13 protein-coding genes are annotated in these 20,710 nt (G+C 72.0%); 8 read left to right on the forward strand and 5 right to left on the reverse strand.

The features are described 5' to 3' along the window. Positions 1-36 precede the first annotated feature (36 nt). On the forward strand, positions 37-981 hold the full coding sequence (locus tag OO57_RS20195; RefSeq protein ID WP_033253960.1) for a bifunctional riboflavin kinase/FAD synthetase: 945 nt from the start codon (positions 37-39) through the stop codon (positions 979-981). 57 nt (positions 982-1,038) lie between these two features. On the opposite strand, the gene OO57_RS40425 is transcribed toward OO57_RS20195, so the two are convergent. The 3 genes from OO57_RS40425 to eccE form a co-directional block, all read right to left on the reverse strand. Next, on the reverse strand, positions 1,039-3,087 hold the full coding sequence (locus OO57_RS40425) for a MinD/ParA family ATP-binding protein (RefSeq protein ID WP_063737600.1): 2,049 nt from the start codon (positions 3,085-3,087) through the stop codon (positions 1,039-1,041). A gap of 195 nt (positions 3,088-3,282) precedes the next feature. Further along, on the reverse strand, positions 3,283-4,041 hold the full coding sequence (locus tag OO57_RS20210) for a hypothetical protein (RefSeq protein WP_033253963.1): 759 nt from the start codon (positions 4,039-4,041) through the stop codon (positions 3,283-3,285). Then, positions 4,041-5,426 (reverse strand): type VII secretion protein EccE, encoded by a 1,386-nt coding sequence (gene eccE / locus OO57_RS20215; protein WP_081973826.1) that lies wholly within the window; start codon positions 5,424-5,426, stop codon positions 4,041-4,043. The genes OO57_RS20210 and eccE overlap by 1 nt, the downstream gene beginning before the upstream one ends. A 260-nt stretch (positions 5,427-5,686) precedes the next feature. Here eccE and eccB point away from each other — a divergent pair, with 260 nt between their 5' ends. The 4 genes from eccB to mycP all read left to right on the forward strand — a co-directional run bounded on the left by eccB (position 5,687) and on the right by mycP (position 9,626). Next, on the forward strand, positions 5,687-7,279 hold the full coding sequence (gene eccB, locus OO57_RS20220) for a type VII secretion protein EccB (RefSeq protein ID WP_033253964.1): 1,593 nt from the start codon (positions 5,687-5,689) through the stop codon (positions 7,277-7,279). A 180-nt stretch (positions 7,280-7,459) separates the two neighbouring features. Next, positions 7,460-7,759 (forward strand): WXG100 family type VII secretion target, encoded by a 300-nt coding sequence (locus OO57_RS20225; protein WP_033253965.1) that lies wholly within the window; start codon positions 7,460-7,462, stop codon positions 7,757-7,759. A gap of 75 nt (positions 7,760-7,834) precedes the next feature. After that, positions 7,835-8,122: a WXG100 family type VII secretion target gene (locus OO57_RS20230; RefSeq protein WP_033253966.1), complete on the forward strand. Its 288-nt coding sequence runs from the start codon at positions 7,835-7,837 to the stop codon at positions 8,120-8,122. Positions 8,123-8,288: 166 nt separating this feature from the next. Next, positions 8,289-9,626 carry a type VII secretion-associated serine protease mycosin gene (mycP, locus tag OO57_RS20235; protein ID WP_234337423.1) on the forward strand — a complete coding sequence of 446 codons (1,338 nt, stop codon included), beginning with the start codon at positions 8,289-8,291 and terminating at the stop codon, positions 9,624-9,626. Between the two features lie 189 nt (positions 9,627-9,815). Here mycP and OO57_RS20240 read toward each other — a convergent pair whose 3' ends face one another. Continuing rightward, entirely contained in the window at positions 9,816-11,219 is a 1,404-nt protein-coding gene (locus OO57_RS20240) for an APC family permease (RefSeq protein ID WP_033253968.1), read from the reverse strand. A gap of 493 nt (positions 11,220-11,712) precedes the next feature. Beyond that, positions 11,713-15,666, reverse strand: a complete 3,954-nt coding sequence (locus OO57_RS20245; protein WP_033253969.1) for a type VII secretion protein EccC — start codon at positions 15,664-15,666, stop codon at positions 11,713-11,715. A gap of 566 nt (positions 15,667-16,232) precedes the next feature. On the opposite strand from OO57_RS20245, the gene eccD reads away from it, so the two are divergent. The 3 genes from eccD (at position 16,233) to OO57_RS20260 (ending at position 20,669) form a co-directional block, all read left to right on the forward strand. Then, the gene (gene eccD, locus OO57_RS20250) at positions 16,233-17,696 is read left to right on the forward strand and encodes a type VII secretion integral membrane protein EccD (protein WP_033253970.1); all 1,464 of its coding nucleotides are present in this window, start codon (positions 16,233-16,235) and stop codon (positions 17,694-17,696) included. A gap of 90 nt (positions 17,697-17,786) precedes the next feature. Beyond that, complete coding sequence (rpsO, locus tag OO57_RS20255; RefSeq protein ID WP_033253971.1) at positions 17,787-18,077, forward strand: 30S ribosomal protein S15; 291 nt, start codon at positions 17,787-17,789, stop codon at positions 18,075-18,077. Between the two features lie 381 nt (positions 18,078-18,458). Next, on the forward strand, positions 18,459-20,669 hold the full coding sequence (locus OO57_RS20260) for a polyribonucleotide nucleotidyltransferase (RefSeq protein WP_033253972.1): 2,211 nt from the start codon (positions 18,459-18,461) through the stop codon (positions 20,667-20,669). Positions 20,670-20,710 lie beyond the last annotated feature (41 nt).

The raw sequence follows: 20,710 nt of genomic DNA on the forward strand, positions 1-20,710 counted from the left end.
CGGGTTGTGCACACCGTAGGAACAAGGAGCGGTCAGGTGCAGCGCTGGCACGGCCTGGAGGAGATCCCCGGGGACTGGGGGCGCAGCGTCGTCACCATCGGATCGTTCGACGGGGTCCACCGCGGACACCAGTTGATCATCAACCGGGTGGTGGAGCTGGCCGGCGAACTGGGGGCGAAGTCGGTGGTGGTGACCTTCGACCCGCACCCCAGCGAGGTGGTCCGGCCCGGCACCCACCCGCCGCTGCTGGCCCCGCAGCCGCGCCGGGCCGAGCTGGTCGAGCAGTTGGGCGTGGACGCCGTCCTGGTGCTGCCGTTCACCGCCGAGTTCTCCCAGGAGTCCCCGGAGTACTTCGTCCGGTCGGTGCTGGTCGACGCGCTGCACGCGAAGGCGGTCGTCGAGGGCCCCAACTTCCGCTTCGGGCACCGCGCGGCGGGGAACGTCGAGCTGCTGGCCGAGCTCGGCCGGGCCGACGACTTCACCGTCGAGGTGGTCGACCTGCAGGTGCGCGGCACCGCGGGCGACGGGGAGCCGTTCTCCTCCAGCCTGTGCCGCCGCCTGGTCGCGACCGGCGACATGACCGGCGTCGCCGAGATCCTCGGCCGCCCGCACCGGGTCGAGGGCGAGGTCGTCCGCGGCGCCCAGCGCGGCCGCGAACTCGGCTACCCCACCGCCAACGTGGACACCGTCGCGCACTCGGCGGTCCCCGCCGACGGCGTGTACGCGGGCTGGCTGACCGCCGACGGCGAGACCATGCCCGCCGCGATCTCGGTCGGCACCAACCCGACCTTCGACGGCACCGCCCGCACCGTCGAGGCGTACGCCATCGACCGGGTCGGCCTCGACCTGTACGGGCAGCACGTCGCCGTCGACTTCCTGGCCTGGCTGCGCGGCATGGAGAAGTTCGACTCGATCGACGCCCTGCTGGAGCGGATGGCCGAGGACGTCAAGCGCGCCCGGGACCTCACCGAGCGCCCCTGAAGCAGCACGCCGGAGCCCCCGCGGAACGCGCGTTCCGCGGGGGCTCCCGTCGTTGCGTCAGCCCTGGTGGGGCGGCGGGTAGCCGTACCCCGGGGGCGGCGCCTCGTGCGGCGGCGGGTAGCCGTAGCCGGGCTGCGGCGCCTGCGGCGGGTACGGCTGCCCCTGCTGCGGGTAGCCGGGCTGCTGCGGCGGCTGCTGCCACGGCTGGCCCTGCTGCGGGTAGCCGCCCTGCTGGGGGTAGCCGCCCTGCTGCGGCGGCTGCGGGTACTGCTGCTGGTACGGCTGGCCCTGCTGCGGGTACTGCTGCTGGGCCTGCCAGCCCGCCTGCTGCTGCGACCGGGCGATGTCCTCGCCGACCAGCGTCGCCAGCTCGAAGTAGGCGTCGCGGACCTTCGGCCGCATCATCTGCAGGTTCACCTCGGCACCGGCCGCCAGGCTCTCGTCGAACGGCACCACCACGACGCCGCGGCAGCGGGTCTGGAAGTGCGCCACGATGTCCTCGACCTTGATCATCTTGCTGGTCTCGCGCACCCCGGAGACCACCGTGATCGACCGCTGCACCAGGTCCGCGTAGCCGTGCGCGGACAGCCAGTCCAGGGTGGTCGACGCACTGGACGCGCCGTCCACGCTGGGCGTGGCCACCACGATCAGCTGGTCCGCCAGGTCCAGCACGCCGCGCATCGCCGAGTACAGCAGACCGGTGCCGGAGTCGGTCAGGATGATCGGGTAGTGCTGCCCGAGCACCTGGATGACCTGGCGGTAGTCCGAGTCGTCGAAGGTGGTGGAGACCGCCGGGTCCACGTCGTTGGCGACGATCTCCAGGCCCGAGTTCGGGTCCTGCGAGGTGTACTGGCGGATGTCCATGTAGTTGCGGATGTTCGGGATCGCCGTCACCAGGTCGCGGATGGTCGCCCCGGTCTGCCGCTTGATGCGGCGGCCCAGGGTGCCCGCGTCCGGGTTGGCGTCGATCGCGATGACCTTGTCCTGCCGCTCGCTGGCCAGCATCGCGCCCAGCGAGGTGGTGGTCGTGGTCTTGCCGACGCCGCCCTTGAGGCTGATCACCGCGATCCGGTAGCAGGTCATCACCGGGTGCCGGATCAGCTCCAGCTTCTGCTGCTTGCCGGCCTGCGCCGACTTGCCGCCGAACTGGAACCGGGACTGCTTCTGCACCTTCGGCTGGCCGCGCAGCAGCCGGTCCGAGGACAGCTCCACCGCCGCCGTGTAACCGAGCGCCGCCCCGTGCGCGGAGGGCTGCCCCGCCTGCTGCTGCTGGAACTGCGCCGGAGCCTGCGGGGCACCGCCCACGCCGTGCTGCTGCGCCGGGCCGGGCGGCGCGTACGGCTGCCCGCCCGTGCTCTGCCCCGCCTGCGGCCAACCGCCCGCCCGCGGATCGGCCGGCGGCTGCTGCTGCGGGTTCGGCCACGGCTGCTGCTGCTGTTGCTGGTGCTGCTGGGCGTCGGGCTGCGGCGGGTACGGCTGCTGCTGGCCCTGCTGCGGGAACGGCGGCGGGCCGGGCTGCTGCTGGGCCTGCGGCGGGTACGGCTGGTTCGGCCACGGCTGCTGCTGGTGCTGTTGCTGGTGCTGCTGGGCGTCGGGCTGCGGCGGGTACGGCTGCTGCTGGCCCTGCTGCTGCACCGGCGGCACGGGCTGCTGCTCGACCGGGGGCTGCGGGGCCTGCTGCTGGACGGGCGGTTGCGGCTGCGGCGGGGCCTGCTGCTGCACCGGAGGCACGGGCTGCTGCTCCACCGGCGGCTGCGGAGCCTGCTGCTCGACCGGCGGCTGCGGCTGCGGGGCCTGCTGGACGGGCGGCTGCTGCTCCACCGGCGGCTGCGGCACCTGCTGCTGCACCGGGGGCTGCGGGGCCTGCTGCTGGACGGGCGGTTGCGGCTGCGGCGGGGCCTGCTGCTGCACCGGAGGCGGCTGCTGGACCTGCTGCTGGACGGGCGGCTGCGGCTGCGGCTGTGGCTGCGGCGCCGCTACCGGGGCACCGGGCGCGGCGCTCTGGGTGTACCAGGACGGGGCGCTGTAGTCCGGGGCGTCGGACCAGTCATCGTCGTCCTCGGCCGCGTTGTCGCCGACGTAGACGCCGTCCCGATCGCTGCTCACTGGGGCTCCCTCGTTCTCGCCGAAGCTGCTTCGGCGGTTGCCGTCGGGCAACAAGACTAGGCCGTGCAGGTGCCCGCACTGAAGGCGGTGCCCGACCTGACGGCAGATCCGGCCGACCCTGGTGACCCCCGGCCGGACCGGCCCGCCCGGGTCGCGAGGACCCCCCGTGGAGCGGGCCGGCCGGCCGGGGACCGGTCAGTCCATGCGGCGCGGGCCGCCCAGCACCTGGGTCTCGGCCTCGCCCTGGTTCGTCATCACGTACTGCCGCCGCATCCGGGTCGCCCACAGCGTCACGTTGTCCGGCAGCGTCGGCAGCGCGCTGACGTCGCCGGGAGCCAGCGACAGCAGCCGGCCCAGCAGGTCGGACTCCTGCGGCGAGACCCGCTGCAGGCCGACCAGGTCGGCCGAGTTGATCACCCGGGAGGCGTTCGGACCCAGGTACGGCAGCACCGTCAGCGTGGTCTGCCACGGCGCCGCCGACAGGCGGCTGCGGTTGGGCCGGGCGCCCAGGTCGCGGACCACCAGCACGGGCGAGGCCACCGACGCGCCCTGCGCGCCCAGCCGCCCCACCTGGTGGATCGTCACGCACGGCTGCCCGCCGCCCGCGGCCTGCGCCATCGGCGCCCACGCCTGCGGACGGCCGGTCTCCACCGCGATCCGGGCCCCGGTCGCGGCCGCGCGCAGCGCGATCAGCTGCGCCGTCCACATGCCGCCGACCAGCACCACCTCGAACGCGGACGGGCGGAACAGGCCGATCACGGCGGGCTGCTGCTGGTGGTCCAGGCCGATCACCACGCCGTCGTCGCCGACCGGGAAGGCCAGCGCCGACAGGTCCTCGACCGTCAGCACGTGCTTCTCCCGGCGCGGACCGCGCAGGCCGAACCCGGGACGCACCCGCACCGGGCGCTGCTCGACCGGCTGCGGGGCCTGGCCGGGGTAGGTCTGGTAGGCCATCAGGACGTCCCTCCCAGGGGCAGCGTGGCGAGCAGGCCGGGGGCGTGCTCCAGGTCGAGGCGGGTCAGCGAGGCGCCGCTGTGCTGCGCCCGGGACTCCGCCTGGCGGCCCATCTGGTCGAGCCGGGACTCGTTGTGCTCGGTCAGCCGCAGGTGGCCGCTGAGCGCCACCGAGCCGCCCAGCGCGCGGGACGCGGTGACCGAGAAGGTCGAGGCGAACGCGGGCGTGCCGGTCAGCTGGTTGACCAGGTCGGGGGCGGCGACCCGGCCGCCGCCCATGCCCGGGCGGGACAGCACCGGCCACTTGGAGATCCAGTACGTGGCGTGCCAGCGGTCGTCGATCCGGCAGTACTTCGCCGACTCCTGGGCCCGGCGCACGCCGACCCCGCCGCCGCCGGAGCCCTGCCGGCCCGCGACCGCCACCGGGTTGGCGCACACCGAGATGGCCAGGGCGGCGATCAGCTCGCGCTCGTCCAGGACGGTGGCGGTGAACCCGGCGCTGTTGAGCCGCCCGGCCAGCTGGTCGGTGACGCGCTGCAGGGTCTTGCGGGCCCCCTCCTCGCCGCCGCCGCGGGCCAGCACGGCGGTGGACGCGCGCTCCGGGTCGAGCTTGAGCGCGACCCAGGTCAGCCGCAGCGCCGGGGTGCTCACGCCGCCCGGGGTCTGCTGGTAGGCGCGGGAGGCCAGCGAGTGCTCGGGCAGGTGCGGGGCCGGGGCGGGCTGGGTGTGCTGGACCAGCTGCACCGACTCCAGGGCGATGTCGTCGACCTGGAGGACCGAGCAGATCAGGTCCAGCGGCACCGAGGAGGCGGCCCGGCCCGGACGCAGCGGCTGGTCCTTGGACTGCACCAGCAGCACCGAGGTGAAGAAGGTGCCGTCGCCGACCATGCCGGTCTCGCGGCGCAGCGGACGGCCGTCGCCGAGGTCGGTCTCGATCGCGTGGGTGCAGGTCTTGAGCGCCGGGTCGAGCTCCATCACCGGCGCGATCGCCGGGTCGGTGCCGGGCGGCGGCACGTTGTACTTCGCGTCCCGGCGGCGGGACTTGTACGTCGAGCGGACGCCCAGCGCCTCGCCGGTGGTGCGGCCCCCGAGCCGCAGCAGCGCGACCACGACCAGGACCAGGGCGGGCACCGCGAAGACGCCCGCCATCATCGTGTTGATCGACCAGCCGACCGCCACCAGGGCGGCGGCCACCTCGAGCTGGACGATCTGCTTGAGCTCCAGGCGGCGGCCCAGCAGCCCGGGCCTGGGCAGCAGCCGCAGGCCCACCGGGCCGACCGCGGCCGGCGCGGGCGGAGCGGTGCGGGCCCGGCGTCCGCCCGGGGCGTCCGGCCTCCGGCCGTGCGAGGTGGAGCGTCGTCGTGCTGGAGCGGACTGGCTTGGCATCCCCCGAATTGCCCTCTCTGCTTCAGATGTCCCGTCAGATCCCCCTGCGAGCCCGGAAGTGCGGGCGGGGGCCGGGTCGGCGGCCCGGATGGCGGACCGTCGGAGCCTACCCGTTACCGTACTCACCGTCTGCTGCGGCATCGTAGAGGGGTGGCCGAGGGGTTCGCCCGCCGGGTGGCAGACTCACGCACGGCACAAGCGCGTTGACAGGCCCGCAGGGCGGGCCGCACAGGGGAACAACAGGGGAGACGGGGACGAGCATGGCATCACGCCGGGACGAGCTGAACGCCTACACCTTCGCCCGGAAGCGGATGGTGGGGGCCTTCCTGCAGCCGGGCGGCGGCGGCAACGACGAGGACGCGCCGCGTCCGCTCCGCGCGGTGCTGCCGAGTTTCGTGGTCGCCGCGGTGGTCGTCGCGGGCTTCGGGATGTGGGGTGTGCTGAAGCCCTCCGCACCGCCGAACTGGGACAGCGGGAAGTTCATCATCCAGGGCAAGTCCTCGACCACCCGCTACGTGATCCTGATGGACGGGCCCAACAAGGAGCCCACCCTGCACCAGGTGCTGAACATGTCCTCGGCCCGGCTGGTGCTCTCCGAGAGCGCCACCGTGCAGACCGTCGCCGACAACGTGCTGGACAAGTACCCGCGGCGCGGCGCCACCATCGGCATCCCGTACGCGCCGGACAAGCTGCCCTCGTCCGGCGACGCCCGCGACCCGAAGACCTGGTCGGTCTGCGACAAGCAGGGCAAGGACAACCTGCAGTCCACGGTCGGCCAGTCGGTGTTCATCGCCGCCGGGGAGGACAAGAAGAAGCTGGCCGCGCCGGACAAGCTGCTCAACGAGAACGAGATGCTGCTGGTCCAGGAGCCGCCGCTGGACGGCGGCCACGCCGACGGCTCGGTGTACATGGTGGACTCCAAGGGGGTCAAGCACGCCCTCGGCAAGCGCGACATGACCGACAAGGACCGCCGTAACCTGCTGTCCGCCCTCAGCGGCCCGGACGCCAGGCCGCAGCAGGTCACCAAGGAGTGGCTGGCCACGCTGGCCAGCGGCGAGCCGGTGAGCTTCCCGCGGATCGACAGCTTCAGGACCACCGGGAAGTCCGGGAACTCCCAGCTGGCCCTCTCCAAGCCGGAGCAGAAGCGGGTCGGCCGGCTGCTGACGTTCAAGGACGCCTACTACGTGGTCGGGGCCCAGCAGCTCTACCAGGTCACCCAGTTCCAGGCCGAGCTGATGCGCGCCGACCCGCTGCTGCAGGACGCTTACCCCGACGGCAGCGCGCCGAGCATCGACGAGGTCGGCGCGGGCGACATCAGCAAGCTCGACGCGGAGATCACCAAGCAGCTGATGGACGAGGCCGGGAACCTCCCGACCCGCAAGCAGCAGGCCGTCAACGTCGGCGACAAGGGCAACCGCACGGTGGTCTGCTCCACCTTCGACGGCGCCGACGAGAAGGGCAACATCAAGCGCTCGGTCTGGGCCCACACCGAGTACCCGGCGCAGGTCACCTCCGGCTCGGTCAGCGCGCACGTGACGCCCGGCCACGGGCTGCTCTACCGCGCGGTGGAGGGCGAGACGCTCGGCGCCGACGGCCAGTCCGCCTCCGGCAGCGACTTCCTGATCACCGACTCCGGCCTGCGCTACTCGCTGCCCGCCAACGGCGACGGCGGCTCCTCCGGCTCGGCCAGCCCCGCGCCCGAGGGCGGCAAGGCGAACAGCACCAACGAGGCGCAGGCCCGGCTCGGCTTCAAGGACATCCTCCCGCCCAAGGTGCCGCTGGCCTGGTCGAAGCTGGTCCCGGCCGGCCCGGTGCTCAACACCAACTCCGCACTCCAGGCCCAGAACGCCTGACGAACAGTCAGCGGCGGTGCGGGAGTTCAGTGTCATGGTCTGGTAACTACCCGCTACCCGGTGTTGGGTGCGCAGCAGTTGGCCGTTACAGTGCTTCAGAGCACCACACCGGTGGTGCCCGTACGGACGTTCGCCACAGGGACGTCCGGACGTAGTCTGTCTCATGGGGGACGGTGGATCATGGCAGGTCAGTTCACGACGACCGCGGAGGAAATGACCGCCTTCGCGAACCGCATCGGCGAGGTCAACCAGCAGGTCCAGGGTGAGATCGGTCGTCTCAACAACCTGGTCTCCGAGATCGCCTCGGGCTGGAAGGGCGCGGCTGCGTCCGCCTACCAGCAGATGCAGCAGCAGTTCAACGAGGACGCCAACGCGCTCAACAAGATCCTGGACGAGATCCGTCAGGCCATCGAGGCGACCACGAAGGCCTACTCGATGACCGAAGAGGAGCAGCGCGCTGCGGTCGGTGGCATCGGCTGACGCCGGTAGCTCGTACCACCCACCACACTGCGCTCTTCTCGGGCGCGCCGTGAATCCATCGAAGGGGAGAGATCAATGTCCGGCATTCTCGTCAATTTCCAGACCATCCAGAACGCCAGCTCCGAGGTCCGCCAGACCGCTTCGCGCATCCAGAACCAGCTGGACGACCTGAAGGCGGGCGTGCAGCGCATCGCCTCCAGCTGGGAGGGTGCGGCTCAGCAGGGCTACCAGGCCCGCCAGGCCCAGTGGGACGCCAAGGCGGCGGACCTGCAGGAGGTCCTCGGCCGGATCGCCAGCGCGCTGGACAACGCCGCGCAGAGCTACCAGCAGACCGAGAACTCGAACGCGGCCGTCTGGGGCTGATCGCCGGCGGGCCGGAAACGGCACGGGGGAACCGGCACGGCAGTGCTTGACACGGGCGGGCGTCCCTCAGGGGCGCCCGCCCTCTGCGCGCCGCAGGGGGCGGCGCGTGCACGGACACACGGGTGGAACAGCAGTGAGGGGTGGAGCAGAGGTGTCGTCAGGATCGTTGCGCCGGACCGGTGCGGTGCTGCTGGTGCTCGGGGTGATCGGTTCGGCCGCCGCCAGCCCGGCCTGGGCCGAAGCGGCCGCGGGCGGCGACCCCCTCCGGGGCGGGCCGGTCCTCGCCGCGGCGGGTGACTGCAACTTCCCGATCGAGCAGGACGTGGTGTCCAAGCCGTGGGCGCTGCAGCGGGTCTTCCTCAGCGAACTGTGGGGCGAGGACCGGCCGGCCCCCGCCCCGTCCCCGGGCGGCGGCAAGGCGCAGGACCCGCCGAACCAGACCGGCAAGGACGTGCTGGTCGCCGTCATCGACACCGGCGTGGACGCCAGCAACCCGCAGCTGGCGGGCAAGGTGCAGGCCGGCCGCGACTTCCTGGGCGAGAACCCCGGGGAGGGCCAGCAGCGCCCCGAGGGCAACAGCCTGACCGACAAGGTCGGCCACGGCACCAAGGTGGCGGGCATCATCGCGGCCGCCGAGAAGCCCGGCATCGGCTTCGTCGGCCTGGCCAAGGACGCGCAGATCCTGTCGATCCGGCAGAACGACGCCGAGGGCCACGGCAGCGTCAAGACCCTGGCCGACGCGATCACCGAGGCCGTCGGCAAGGGCGCCAAGGTCATCAACATCTCGCAGGACGTCCGGGTCGAGACCAACCCGAGCGCCGCCCCGGCCGCGGACCCGCAGCACCCGAACTTCCAGGACGCGAAGCACCTGGAGGACGCGCTGGAACTGGCGGAGAGCAAGGACGTCGTGGTGGTCGCCTCGTCGGGCAACGACGGCGGCGAGGGCCCCACCTACCCGGCCGCCTACGACTCGGTGCTCGCCGTCGGCGCCTCCGACCGCAACAACGAGCGGGCCGCGTTCTCCCAGTACGGCGACTTCGTCGACGTGGCGGCGCCCGGTGTCGACATGCTCTCCACCGTCCCCGGCCACGGCCAGTGCACCGACAACGGCACCAGCTTCTCCGCCCCGTACGTGGCGGGCCTGGCGGCGATCCTCAAGGGCATGCACCCGACCTGGAAGGCCCAGCAGATCCGCACGGTGATCGAGCAGACCGCGCAGCGCACCGAACACGGCTCGAACAAGTACATCGGCTGGGGCGTGGTCGACCCGGTGAAGGCCGTCGAGTACACCACGGTGCCCGGCCCGTCCGATTCGCCGCAGCCGGACGCGTCGACCAAGCTGGACGCCTACCCGCTGGTCGCGCAGCCGCTCGGGCTGGAGGAGACCCAGGCCGACCGGGACCGCCGCACCGGCACCTTCGTGCTGGGCATCGGCGGCCTGGTGGTGGCGGGCCTGGCCGGCGGCGCGATCGTCGCCCGCGACATGAACCGGCGCCGCCACTGACCGCGGCCGCAGCGCTCCGGCCGAGGGGCTGGTCCCGGGAACGGGGCCGGCCCCTCGTGCCGTTCCGCGTGCCGTTCCCCGGCCTGCTGCCGGGGCCGCCGCCGGGCCGGGAAGGGGGCCGGGAAAGGGGTCGGCCCCCGCGCGGTCTCGGGGACCGGGCGGGGGCCGACGGGGAGCGGTCCGCGGGGGTCAGACGCGCTCGTCCTCGGGGAGGGTGATGACCCAGCGGCTCTCCGGGCGGGGCCGCAGGTAGAGGGCCCAGTAGAGGCTGGCCGCGGCGGTGATGCCGAGCGTCCACCACAGCGCGGTGGTGTCGAGCTTGACCAGGGTGTAGGCCAGGGTGACGATCACCAGGACCGGCAGCGCGGGCCACAGCGGCTGGCGCCAGGCCGGGGCGTCCTTGTGGTGGCCGCGGCGGGAGAACAGCGCGCCGACGGCGACCAGCAGGTAGAGCGCGGCGACCGCGACACCGGTGATGTTGATCAGCGTGCTCTGCGGCACGAAGCAGAGCACCGCGCCGGGGATGCCGACCGCCAGGGTGGAGATCCACGGGGCGCTGAACCGGTTGAGGGTGCCGAAGGCCTTGTTGACCGGCTCCGGCCAGGCCTTGTCGCGGCCGGAGGCGAACAGCACCCGGGAGTTCTGGATGACCATCACGATGCCGGCGTTGATGATCGCCAGCGCGATGCACAGGCTGATGAAGGTGCCGACGCCGCTGTTGCTCCAGCCGATCACCAGCTGCGAGATGTTGCCCTCGGTCAGCGCGGACAGGTCGGGGGCGCCCATGGTGATCGCGGTGACCGGGACGATGATGATCGCGGCCGACAGGCCCAGCGTCCACAGCACGGTGCGGGCGACGTTCTTGCGCGGGTTCTCCAGCTCCTCGGAGAGGTAGATCGCGGTGGAGAAGCCCTGGGTGACGAAGAGCGCGGTGCCCATCGCGGTCAGGATCGCCGCGAAGCCCACCCCGCTGGTGCCGCCGGCGGCGTTGGCGACGGTGCCGTGCAGCATGCTGCTGACGCCGCGCTCGGAGTGGCCGAAGCCGAGGAAGGCGACCACGGCGCAGGCGATGACCTCCAGCACCAGGAAGACGCCGGTGATCCAGGCGTTGGCCCGCAGGTCCAGCAGACCGGCCACGGTGGCCGCCAGCATCACCGCGGCGCCGGCCCACTCCGGGTCCAGGTGGATGATCGGTTCCAGGTACTCGGCGGTGCCCATCGCGATGATCGAGGGCACGATCATCACCACGATCAGCGACTGGATGAACACCAGCCAGCCGGTGAACTTGCCCGCCAGGGTGCCGACCATGGCGTACTCGCCGCCCGCGGAGGGCACCAGGGTGCCGAGCTCGGAGTAGCAGAACGCCACCGCGATGCAGATGACCGTGCCGATCAGGATCGCCATCAGGGTGAAGGTGCCGAGGTCCGCGAAGAGGTCCGGGACGATCACGAAGAGCGAGGAGGCCGGGGTCACGCAGGAGAGCGTGAGCAGGGTGCCGCCCACGACGCCGAGCGATCGGGCGAGCTTCTTGGGGCTGCCCGCGGTCTCTCCCGCGGCGGGGGAGGCTACCTGCGGGGGGAGCGTGTCGGTCATGGTGCATCCGATCCACTGAACGGTGGTGTGGGGGGCGGGAGCGCTATCGCCTCCGAAGCACGGTCTCGCGGTCTGGGTCTGCTTCGCTCCCGGGTGGCCAGGTTGCCTGGGCGGATAGGCCCAGTCAACGCGCGGTGGGCTGCGGATTCCGTTGTCATAAGGCGGTTCTGCCTGCGGAACGCAGCTCCAGGGCGCTCGGGACGCACGTTTCCGTTGTGTCAACTCGGGTTAACTGCGCTTGAATCGAAGGTGAAGTGAGCTGGCTAACGTTTGATTCCAAGGCGCTCCGCCGCACCACGGCGCTGGCCCGAAAAGCGTGGTCAGCGGCCCCGTAGACCTACGGGAACCGAAGGAGAACCCGGGAAAACGGAAGATAACGTTATGGCACCGTTCCGCTTCCGGAGTGCCGAGAGGGCCGGACCCCTTCCGGAGTCCGGCCCTCTCGACCACCCTGCGGTCACCGTGCGTGCACGGCGGCGCGCTGGACCTGCCACTACACCTGCGTCGGCAGCCAGCCCGTCTGCACCGTCTGGCCCGCCTGGATCCGGCGGGAGACGAACACGCCGCGGCCCGGCGGCTGCGGCTGCGGCTTGACCGTGCCGAGCAGCGCGCCCTCGCCCTTGTCACCGGAGAGGATCACGCCCTGGCCGCCCAGCTCGCGCATGCGCTGCATCACCGGCTCGAACAGCGAGCGGCCGGCGCCGCCCGCGTTGCGGGCGATGATCAGGCGCAGGCCGATGTCGCGCGCGAACGGCAGGAACTCCGCCAGCGGCGCCATCGGGTTGCCCGACTGGGTGGCGACCAGCTCGTAGTCGTCCACGATCACGAACATGTCCTTGCCGCTGTACCAGCTGCGGTTGCGCAGCTGCTCCGGCGTGACGTCCGGGCCGGGCAGGCGGCGCCCGCAGGCCCCGCGCAGCATCTCCACGATCGCCGACATGGCGGGCGCGGCGGCCGCGTACTCCACCAGGTACTCCGGCGGCACCACGCCGAGCAGCGAGCGGCGGAAGTCGCCGACCACGATGCCCGCCTGGTCCGGGGTGTACCGCTCGGTGATCTGCTTGATCATCATCCGCAGCATCGCCGACTTGCCCGACTCGCTCTCGCCGAAGACGACGAACAGCGGGTCGCTCTCGAAGTTGACGAACACCGGCGCCAGCTCGACCTCGTCGACGCCGAACGCGACACCCAGCTCCGGGTGCTCGAAGCCCTTGGGCAGCGAGTGGCCGTCCAGCACCGGCGGCAGCATGCGCACCTGCGGGGCCCGCGGGCCGCCCCAGGCCGCGTTGACCTGGGCGACCAGGTCGGCGACGCCGTCCACCAGGTCCTCGGTCTGGCTGGAGCCGTCGATCCGGGGCAGGCCGGACAGGAAGTGCAGTTGGTCGGCGGTCAGGCCGCGGCCCGGGATCGGCGGGACGTTCGCGGCGACCTTGCGGCCGATCTCGGACTCCATCGAGTCACCGAGCTTGAGCTCGACCCGGTTCTGCAGCTGGTCCTTCAGCGCCGGGCGGACCTCGGCGTAGCGGGCCGCGGTGATCACCACGTGCACGCCGTAGCCGAGACCGCGCTGGACGATGTCGGCGATGACCGGCTCCAGGACCTCGAACTCCTGCTTGAAGGTCAGCCAGCCGTCGACGAACAGGAACACGTCGCCGAACTGCTCGTCGGGCAGCTGCCCGGCGGCCCGGCGGGCCCGGTAGGTGGCGATGGTGTCGATGCCGGTCGCCCGGAATAGCTCCTCACGGCGGTTGAGCACGCCGTGCACCTCGCTGATCATGCGGCGGACCTTCTCGACGTCCAGTCGGCCCGCGACGCCGCCGACGTGCGGCAGGTCGGCCAGCGAGCCGAAGCCGCCGCCGCCGAAGTCGAGCAGGTAGAACTGCGTCTCCACCGGCGTGTGGGTGACCGAGAAGCCGGCCACGATGGTGCGCACCATGGTGGACTTGCCGGAGCGCGGACCGCCCACGATCATGCCGTGGCCGGCGGCGCCCGAGTAGTCCAGGTACATCACGTCGCGGCGCTGGTCGCGCGGCTTGTCGACGATGCCGACCGGCACGACCAGGTTGCCCTGGCGGACGGCCGCCGGGGTCAGGCCGCGGTCCGGGCTGACCTGCAGCGGCTCCAGCAGGCTGTCCACGGACGGCGAGTCGTCCAGCGGGGGCAGCCACACCTGGTGGGCGGGCGGGCCCTGGCCGATCATCCGCTGCACGAACACGTCGAGCATGGTGTCCAGCAGCGCCTCGTCCTTCTCCTCCTCCTCGGGCAGCGAGGGGAGGATCTCCACCTCGGGCTCGACGACCTCGACCTCGGCGGCGGTGAACAGCACCGGCTGCGCGGTGACCACCTGGCCGCCGACCGCGCGCTGGGTGCCCGGCGCCCGGTACTTGCCGGAGACGTAGGCGGCGCGGAAGCGCTCCATCACGTCGGAGCCGAACTTGAGGTAGCCGACGCCGGGGATCGGCGGCAGGTGGTAGGCGTCCGGCACGCCGATCGCGGCCCGCGACTCGGCGGCCGAGAAGGTGCGCAGACCCAGGCGGTAGGAGAGGAAGGTGTCCAGACCGCGGAGCTTGCCCTCCTCCAGTCGCTGCGAGGCCAGCAGCATGTGCATGCCCAGCGAACGGCCGATGCGGCCGATCTGGATGAACAGCTCGATGAAGTCCGGCTTCGCGGTGAGGAGCTCGGAGAACTCGTCGATGATCATCAGCAGCGAGGGCAGCGGGTCGAGCGGCGCGCCGGCCGCGCGGGCCCGCTCGTACTCGTTGATGTTCGCGTAGTTGCCCGCCGCGCGCAGCAGCTCCTGGCGGCGGTTCATCTCGCCCTCGATCGCGTCGCGCATGCGGTCGATCAGGGTCGCTTCGCCCTCGAGGTTGGTGATCACGGCCGCGGTGTGCGGCATCTCCGACATGCCGGCGAAGGTCGCACCGCCCTTGAAGTCCGCGAGGACCAGGTTCAGCACCTCGGAGGAGTGGGTGACCGCCAGCGCCAGCACGATGGTGCGCAGCACCTCGGACTTGCCGGAACCGGTCGCGCCGACGCACATGCCGTGCGGGCCCATGCCCTCCAGCGAGGCTTCCTTGATGTCCAGCCAGACGTACTCGCCGTTGCTGCCCACGCCCAGCGGGACGCGCAGCTTCTCGCGGATCGGCTTGGGACGCCAGTGCCGGGCCGGGTCGAAGGAGCCCGGGTCGCCGGTGTGCATCATCTCGGTGAAGTCCATCGACACCAGCGACGGGTCGCTGTCGTCGCCGCCCGCGGACGCCCGGAACGGCGCCAACTGCCGCGCCAGCGCCTCGGACTGCCAGCTGGAGAGCCCGTCCGGCTTGCCCGGGTAGCTCGCCCCGGAGGCGGCCTCCAGCAGCAGCTCGTCCTTGCCGACGGTGATCACCAGGTGGCCGTTCGGCTCGTCCAGGTCACCCGGGACGACCTCGATCACGGTGACGCCCTGGACGCCCTCCGGACCGGCGATCACCGAGTCGACCGGCACCGAGGCGCCGTCCATGATGACCACCAGGTGCGGCTGGTCCGAGGACGGCGTGCTGTCCCGGGAGAAGCCCTTGCGGCCGGCCAGCTCGTTGGCCAGCAGCTCCTCCAACTCGCCCAGCCCGGAGGCGATCAGGCGCCGCGAACCGGCCCCGTCGCTCTCCTTGCGGTGCTGGGTGTGCGGCAGCCACTTCGCCCACTCCCACTCCTCCACCGCGCCGGGCGCGGCGGCCACCCCGATCATCAGGTCCTCGGGGGAGTGCAGGGTCGCCAGCTGGGCCACCATCGCCCGCACGTTGCCGTACACCGCGTCCGGGTCGCCGCACACCGTGATGTGGTAGAACGCCCGCAGCGAGACCGCCAGCGGCAGGTCCTGCAGGGTGCCGTGGGTCTTGATGAAGGTGCCCATCGCCTCCGCGGCGAGCGGCTCCAGCTCGTCCATCGGCGCGGTCTGCGGCGCCACCAGCGGCGTCGACAGCTGCAGCGGGCCGAGGCCGACCCGGATCTGCGCGAAGTCCGCGTCCGTCGGCCGGCGCTCCCACAGGCGGCGGCCCTCGGCCACCACCGACCACAGCTGGTCCGGCTCCGGGTGGGTGAACAGCAGCGCGCCGCGCTGCCGCTCGGCCGTGCGGCGCACCTCGCGCCGCTTCTGCTGCAGGTACTTCAGGTAGTCGCGGCGCTCGTCCGAGGTGGCCGCGCTACCGCCCTTGCGGGCCCGGACGATCTGCGCCACCGCCATCGCGGCGGTGGACGCGATCATCAGCACGCCCATCATCTTCATCGGACCCTGGCCGCCCTGGAACAGGAAGGCCGCGCTGCCGCCCATGCCGAGCATCGGCATCAGCGTCATCAGCCAGTCCTCGCCGCCGCCGCGCGGCAGCTCGGGCGGCGGAACCAGCTCGACCGGATCCTCCGACACCGCGGGCGGGAACGCCCGCGGCGGGCGCTTCACCGTCACCGTACTCATGCGCCCACCTCGCTAGCGCTCGGCAGGCGCTCCGCGCACACGCACCTCTCGATGATGAACTCGCTCCGCTCGTTCATGCAGTCACCCCGTCCCGGGCGGCAGCCGCAGAGCACGGCTCCCCGTTCTCAACGACGTGCCCTCCCCGGGCACTTGACAGGGGGCGCCCCCATCGCTCGCTCACAATCCGCCCTCACGCATCTGGATACGTACGGTGAGGGCGCCCCGTGTGATGACGCCGCCCCCGCTCCGCCGAACCGCAGGCGCGCGGGGCTGCCGCGTCTTCGACCGCCGCCCCCGTACGCCGTGCGCAGGGGCCGATCCTACTGCGCACGCCAAGCAGTTCGTCCACGGGGTCGGATCGGGCCCCCGGCGGGCGCTGACGCCCCGTCAAGGAGGCGCGCCGGGCCGCGCGGGCCGCGGACGCCCCCGACCCCGCGCACGCCGCCCTTCCCGCGGGGGGTAAGGTGTCGCCGCGCCAACTCTCGTTCGGACCGTGACAGTTCCGGAGCCGCTGCGACGAGTGGTCAGCAGACTTGCCGACACAGCCAACGAGGGGGAGAGGGCCGGTGAGCAACAACGCAACGACCGGTTTTTGCCGGGTCACCGTGGTGGCACCGGACAGCCGGATCGACGTCGCCCTGCCGGAGGACGTCCCGCTCGCGGACATCTACCCGGAGGTGCTGAGGCTCTCCGGGCAGACGCAGGTGGACGGGACGCCCACCGGCTTCCACCTGGTCCGACGGGACGGCACCGTGCTGGACAGCGGGCTGCCGCTGGTCGCCCAGCAGGTCCGCGACGGCGACCTGCTGAGCCTGCGGCCGTTCGCCGAATCACTGCCGCCCGCCGTCTACGACGACGTCGCGGACGCCATCGCCTCCGCCGTCGAGGCCGACCGCCGGTTCTGGAACCCGGAGCTGATGCGGGCCTTCGGCCTGGTCGCGGGCACCGTCCTGCTCACGCTGCTGGCCTTCGCGCTCTGGTTCTCCGACCTGCAGCACAACATGTTCGGCCTGCCCGGCATCCTGGCCGGCGTCACCACGGTCGTCCTGGTCACCTTCGCCGGTGTCCGCGGCCGGGTCTACGCCGACCACACCGCCGCCCTGGCCCTCGGCCTCGGCGCGCTGCCGCACGCCATGCTGGCGGGCTCCGGCATCATCGACGTCGCCAACGAGGGCGAGGGCCCCGGTCGGCTCCAGTTCCTGGTCGGCTGCGTCGCCGTGCTGGTGGTCTCCGTCCTGCTGGTCGGCCTGCTGCCGGAGAAGGACTCGGCGTTCGTCGCCGCCTCCTTCCTCGCCACGGCCGGCACCCTGGCCACCTTCGCCGCCGTCCTGATGTCCGGCACCGCGATCACCGACATCGCCGCGGTCACCGGCGTGGCCGGCGTCGCCGCGGTCGGCTTCCTGCCCGCGCTCTCCGCCCGCTTCGCCCGCCTGCCCGTCGGCTTCAGCGCCCCCGGCCAGACCCGCACCCGCGGCAGCGCCTACGGCGAGGAGGCCAACACCGCCGAGACCGTCCAGTACGAGCGGATCGCCGCCCAGGCCCGCCGCGGCCACGAGATGCTGGTCGGCCTGGTCGGCGGCGCCTCCGCCACCATCGTCGGCGCCTGCGCCGTGCTCGGCTTCAGCGACCGCACCTGGGCCGAACTGCTGGCCCTGGCCGTCGGCGTCTCGACCATGCTGCGGGCCCGGCTGTTCCGCTACACCGCGCAGGTCTTCGCGCTCACCATCGCCGGCCTGACCGCGCTGTCCCTGCTGATCCTCGGCCTGGCCCTGCACACCCCGCTGCACCTGATGATGGCCAAGATCACCAACGAGGGCGGCGGCGACCTGCGCACCGTGTGGCTGGCCGCGTCCATCGCGGCGGGCGCCGCGGTGATGACGGCGATCGCGCTGATCGTCCCCCGCTCCGGGGTCTCCCCGTTCTGGGGCCGCATCCTGGACATGGTCGACAGCCTCATGCTGCTCGCGCTCGTCCCGCTCGCGCTGGCCGTGCTCAACATCTACAACGTGGTGCGCGGCGCGACCGGCTGAGCCGCGCTGGTATCGTTGACCCGTCCGAGTCCCGTCAGGTCCTGTGCCTCCTACCAGGACCGCTCGGCCAACCAACCGAAGGAGATGCCCGTGGCCCTCGCCGCTGACGTCAAGAAGCAGATCATCGCCGAGTTCGGCCAGAAGGAGGGCGACACCGGCTCCCCCGAGGTCCAGGTCGCCATGCTCTCCCGCCGGATCTCGGACCTGACCGAGCACCTGAAGCTCCACAAGCACGACCACCACTCGCGCCGTGGCCTGCTGATCCTGGTCGGCCAGCGCCGCCGCCTGCTGCAGTACCTGGCCAAGAAGGACATCGAGCGCTTCCGCACCCTGGTGGACCGCCTCGGCATCCGCCGCGGTGCCGCCGGCGGCGCCCGCTGACACCGCTCGCAGGGGCGGCTCCCCTCACCGGGGGAGCCGCCCCTCGGCGCATTCCGCGCCACCCCGCGACCACGCCCCGCGACGAACCGTCCGAGTAAAGACGCGCTCGGTAGGGTGTGAATTTGTAAGGTAAAGGGCATGCCCGCCCTTGCGGGCCGGAACACAGGCTTCAAACGGAAGCCGCCCGCACCCCGCAGGAGCGTCCACACGCCACCGCCGCCGCGCGCCGAAAGGCGCCGGTCCTCGGTAGTGGCCGCCGGGAACCCCCACGAGAGGGACCGACCCGGTGGCTTCGATCGAAGACCGGCCCAGCTGCCCGGGCCACGGCAGGCAAGCGCAGGGGCGCTCCTGGGGAGACGTACGAAAGAGGAGATCTTCCAGGTGGAAGAGAACGTTTTCTACGCCGAGGCCGTCATCGACAACGGCAGCTTCGGTACCCGCACCATCCGCTTCGAGACCGGCCGCCTGGCCCGTCAGGCCGCCGGCTCCGCCGTGGCCTACCTGGACGACGACACCATGGTGCTGTCGGCCACCAGCGCCTCGAAGCAGCCCAAGGAGCACTTCGACTTCTTCCCCCTCACGGTGGACGTCGAGGAGCGGATGTACGCCGCCGGCCGCATCCCCGGCTCGTTCTTCCGTCGCGAGGGCCGCCCCTCCGAGGACGCGATCCTGACCTGCCGCCTGATCGACCGCCCGCTGCGCCCGTCCTTCGTCAAGGGCCTGCGCAACGAGATCCAGGTCGTCGTGACCGTCATGGCGCTCAACCCCGACCACCTGTACGACGTGGTGGCCATCAACGCGGCCTCCGCCTCCACCCAGCTGGCCGGCCTGCCGTTCTCCGGCCCGATCGGCGGCGTCCGCGTCGCGCTGATCAACGGCCAGTGGGTGGCCTTCCCGACCCACTCCGAGCTGGAGTCGGCCGTCTTCGACATGGTCGTCGCCGGTCGCGTCCTGCCGGACGGCGACGTCGCGATCATGATGGTCGAGGCCGAGGCCACCGACAAGACCATCAAGCTGGTCGAGGGCGGCGCCGAGGCGCCCACCGAGGAGGTCGTCGCCGCCGGTCTGGAGGCCGCGAAGCCCTTCATCAAGGTGCTGTGCGCCGCGCAGTCCCAGCTCGCCAAGCAGGCCGCCAAGCCGACCGGCGAGTTCCCGCGCTTCCTGGAGTACCAGGACGACGTGCTGGCCGCGCTGACCTCCGCCGTCAAGGACGAGCTCGCCAAGGCGCTCACCATCGCCGGCAAGCAGGAGCGCCAGAACGAGCTGGACCGCATCAAGGGCGTCGCCGCCGACAAGCTGCTCCCGGAGTTCGAGGGCCGCGAGAAGGAGATCAGCGCCGCCTACAACGCGCTGACCAAGAAGATCGTCCGCGAGCGCGTCATCAAGGACAAGGTCCGCATCGACGGCCGCGGCGTCACCGACATCCGCACCCTGGCCGCCGAGGTCGAGGCCATCCCGCGGGTGCACGGCTCGGCCCTGTTCGAGCGCGGCGAGACCCAGATCCTGGGCGTCACCACGCTGAACATGCTGCGCATGGAGCAGCAGCTCGACACGCTCTCCCCGGAGACCCGTCGCCGCTACATGCACAACTACAACTTCCCGCCGTACTCGGTCGGCGAGACCGGCCGCGTGGGCTCGCCCAAGCGCCGCGAGATCGGCCACGGCGCCCTCGCCGAGCGGGCGATCCTCCCGGTCCTGCCGACCCGCGAGGAGTTCCCCTACGCGATCCGCCAGGTCTCCGAGGCGCTCGGCTCCAACGGCTCGACCTCGATGGGCTCGGTCTGCGCGTCCACCATGTCGCTGCTGAACGCCGGCGTGCCGCTGAAGGCCCCGGTCGCGGGCATCGCGATGGGCCTGATCTCCCAGGAGATCAACGGCGAGACCCACTACGTGACCCTCACCGACATCCTCGGTGCCGAGGACGCGTACGGCGACATGGACTTCAAGGTCGCCGGCACCCGCAACTTCATCACCGCCCTGCAGCTCGACACCAAGCTCGACGGCATCCCGGCCTCCGTGCTGGCCGCCGCGCTGAAGCAGGCCAAGGACGCCCGCCTGCACATCCTCGACGTCATGAACGAGGCCATCGACGCGCCGGACGAGATGTCCCCGAACGCGCCGCGGATCATCACCATCAAGATCCCGGTGGACAAGATCGGCGAGGTCATCGGCCCCAAGGGCAAGATGATCAACCAGATCCAGGAGGACACCGGCGCCGAGATCACCATCGAGGACGACGGCACCATCTACATCGGCGCCTCCGTGGGCTCGGCCGCCGAGGCCGCCCGCTCGACGATCAACCAGATCGCCAACCCGACCATGCCGGAGGTCGGCGAGCGCTACCTGGGCACCGTGGTGAAGACCACCACCTTCGGCGCCTTCGTCTCGCTCATGCCGGGCAAGGACGGTCTGCTGCACATCTCGCAGATCCGCAAGCTGGCCGGTGGCAAGCGCGTCGAGAACGTCGAGGACGTGCTCGCCGTCGGCGCCAAGGTGCAGGTCGAGATCGCCGAGATCGACCCGCGCGGCAAGCTGTCGCTGATCCCGGTCGTCGAGGGCGAGGAGGGCGGCGAGGCCGCCGCCTCCGAGTGACCTCCCGGTAGCACCCCGCGGCCCGCACGCCCCACCGGCGC

Origin of the sequence: Kitasatospora phosalacinea (assembly GCF_000717185.1) — a bacterium.
In the GTDB taxonomy this organism is placed as follows: Bacteria; Actinomycetota; Actinomycetes; order Streptomycetales; family Streptomycetaceae; genus Kitasatospora; species Kitasatospora phosalacinea_A.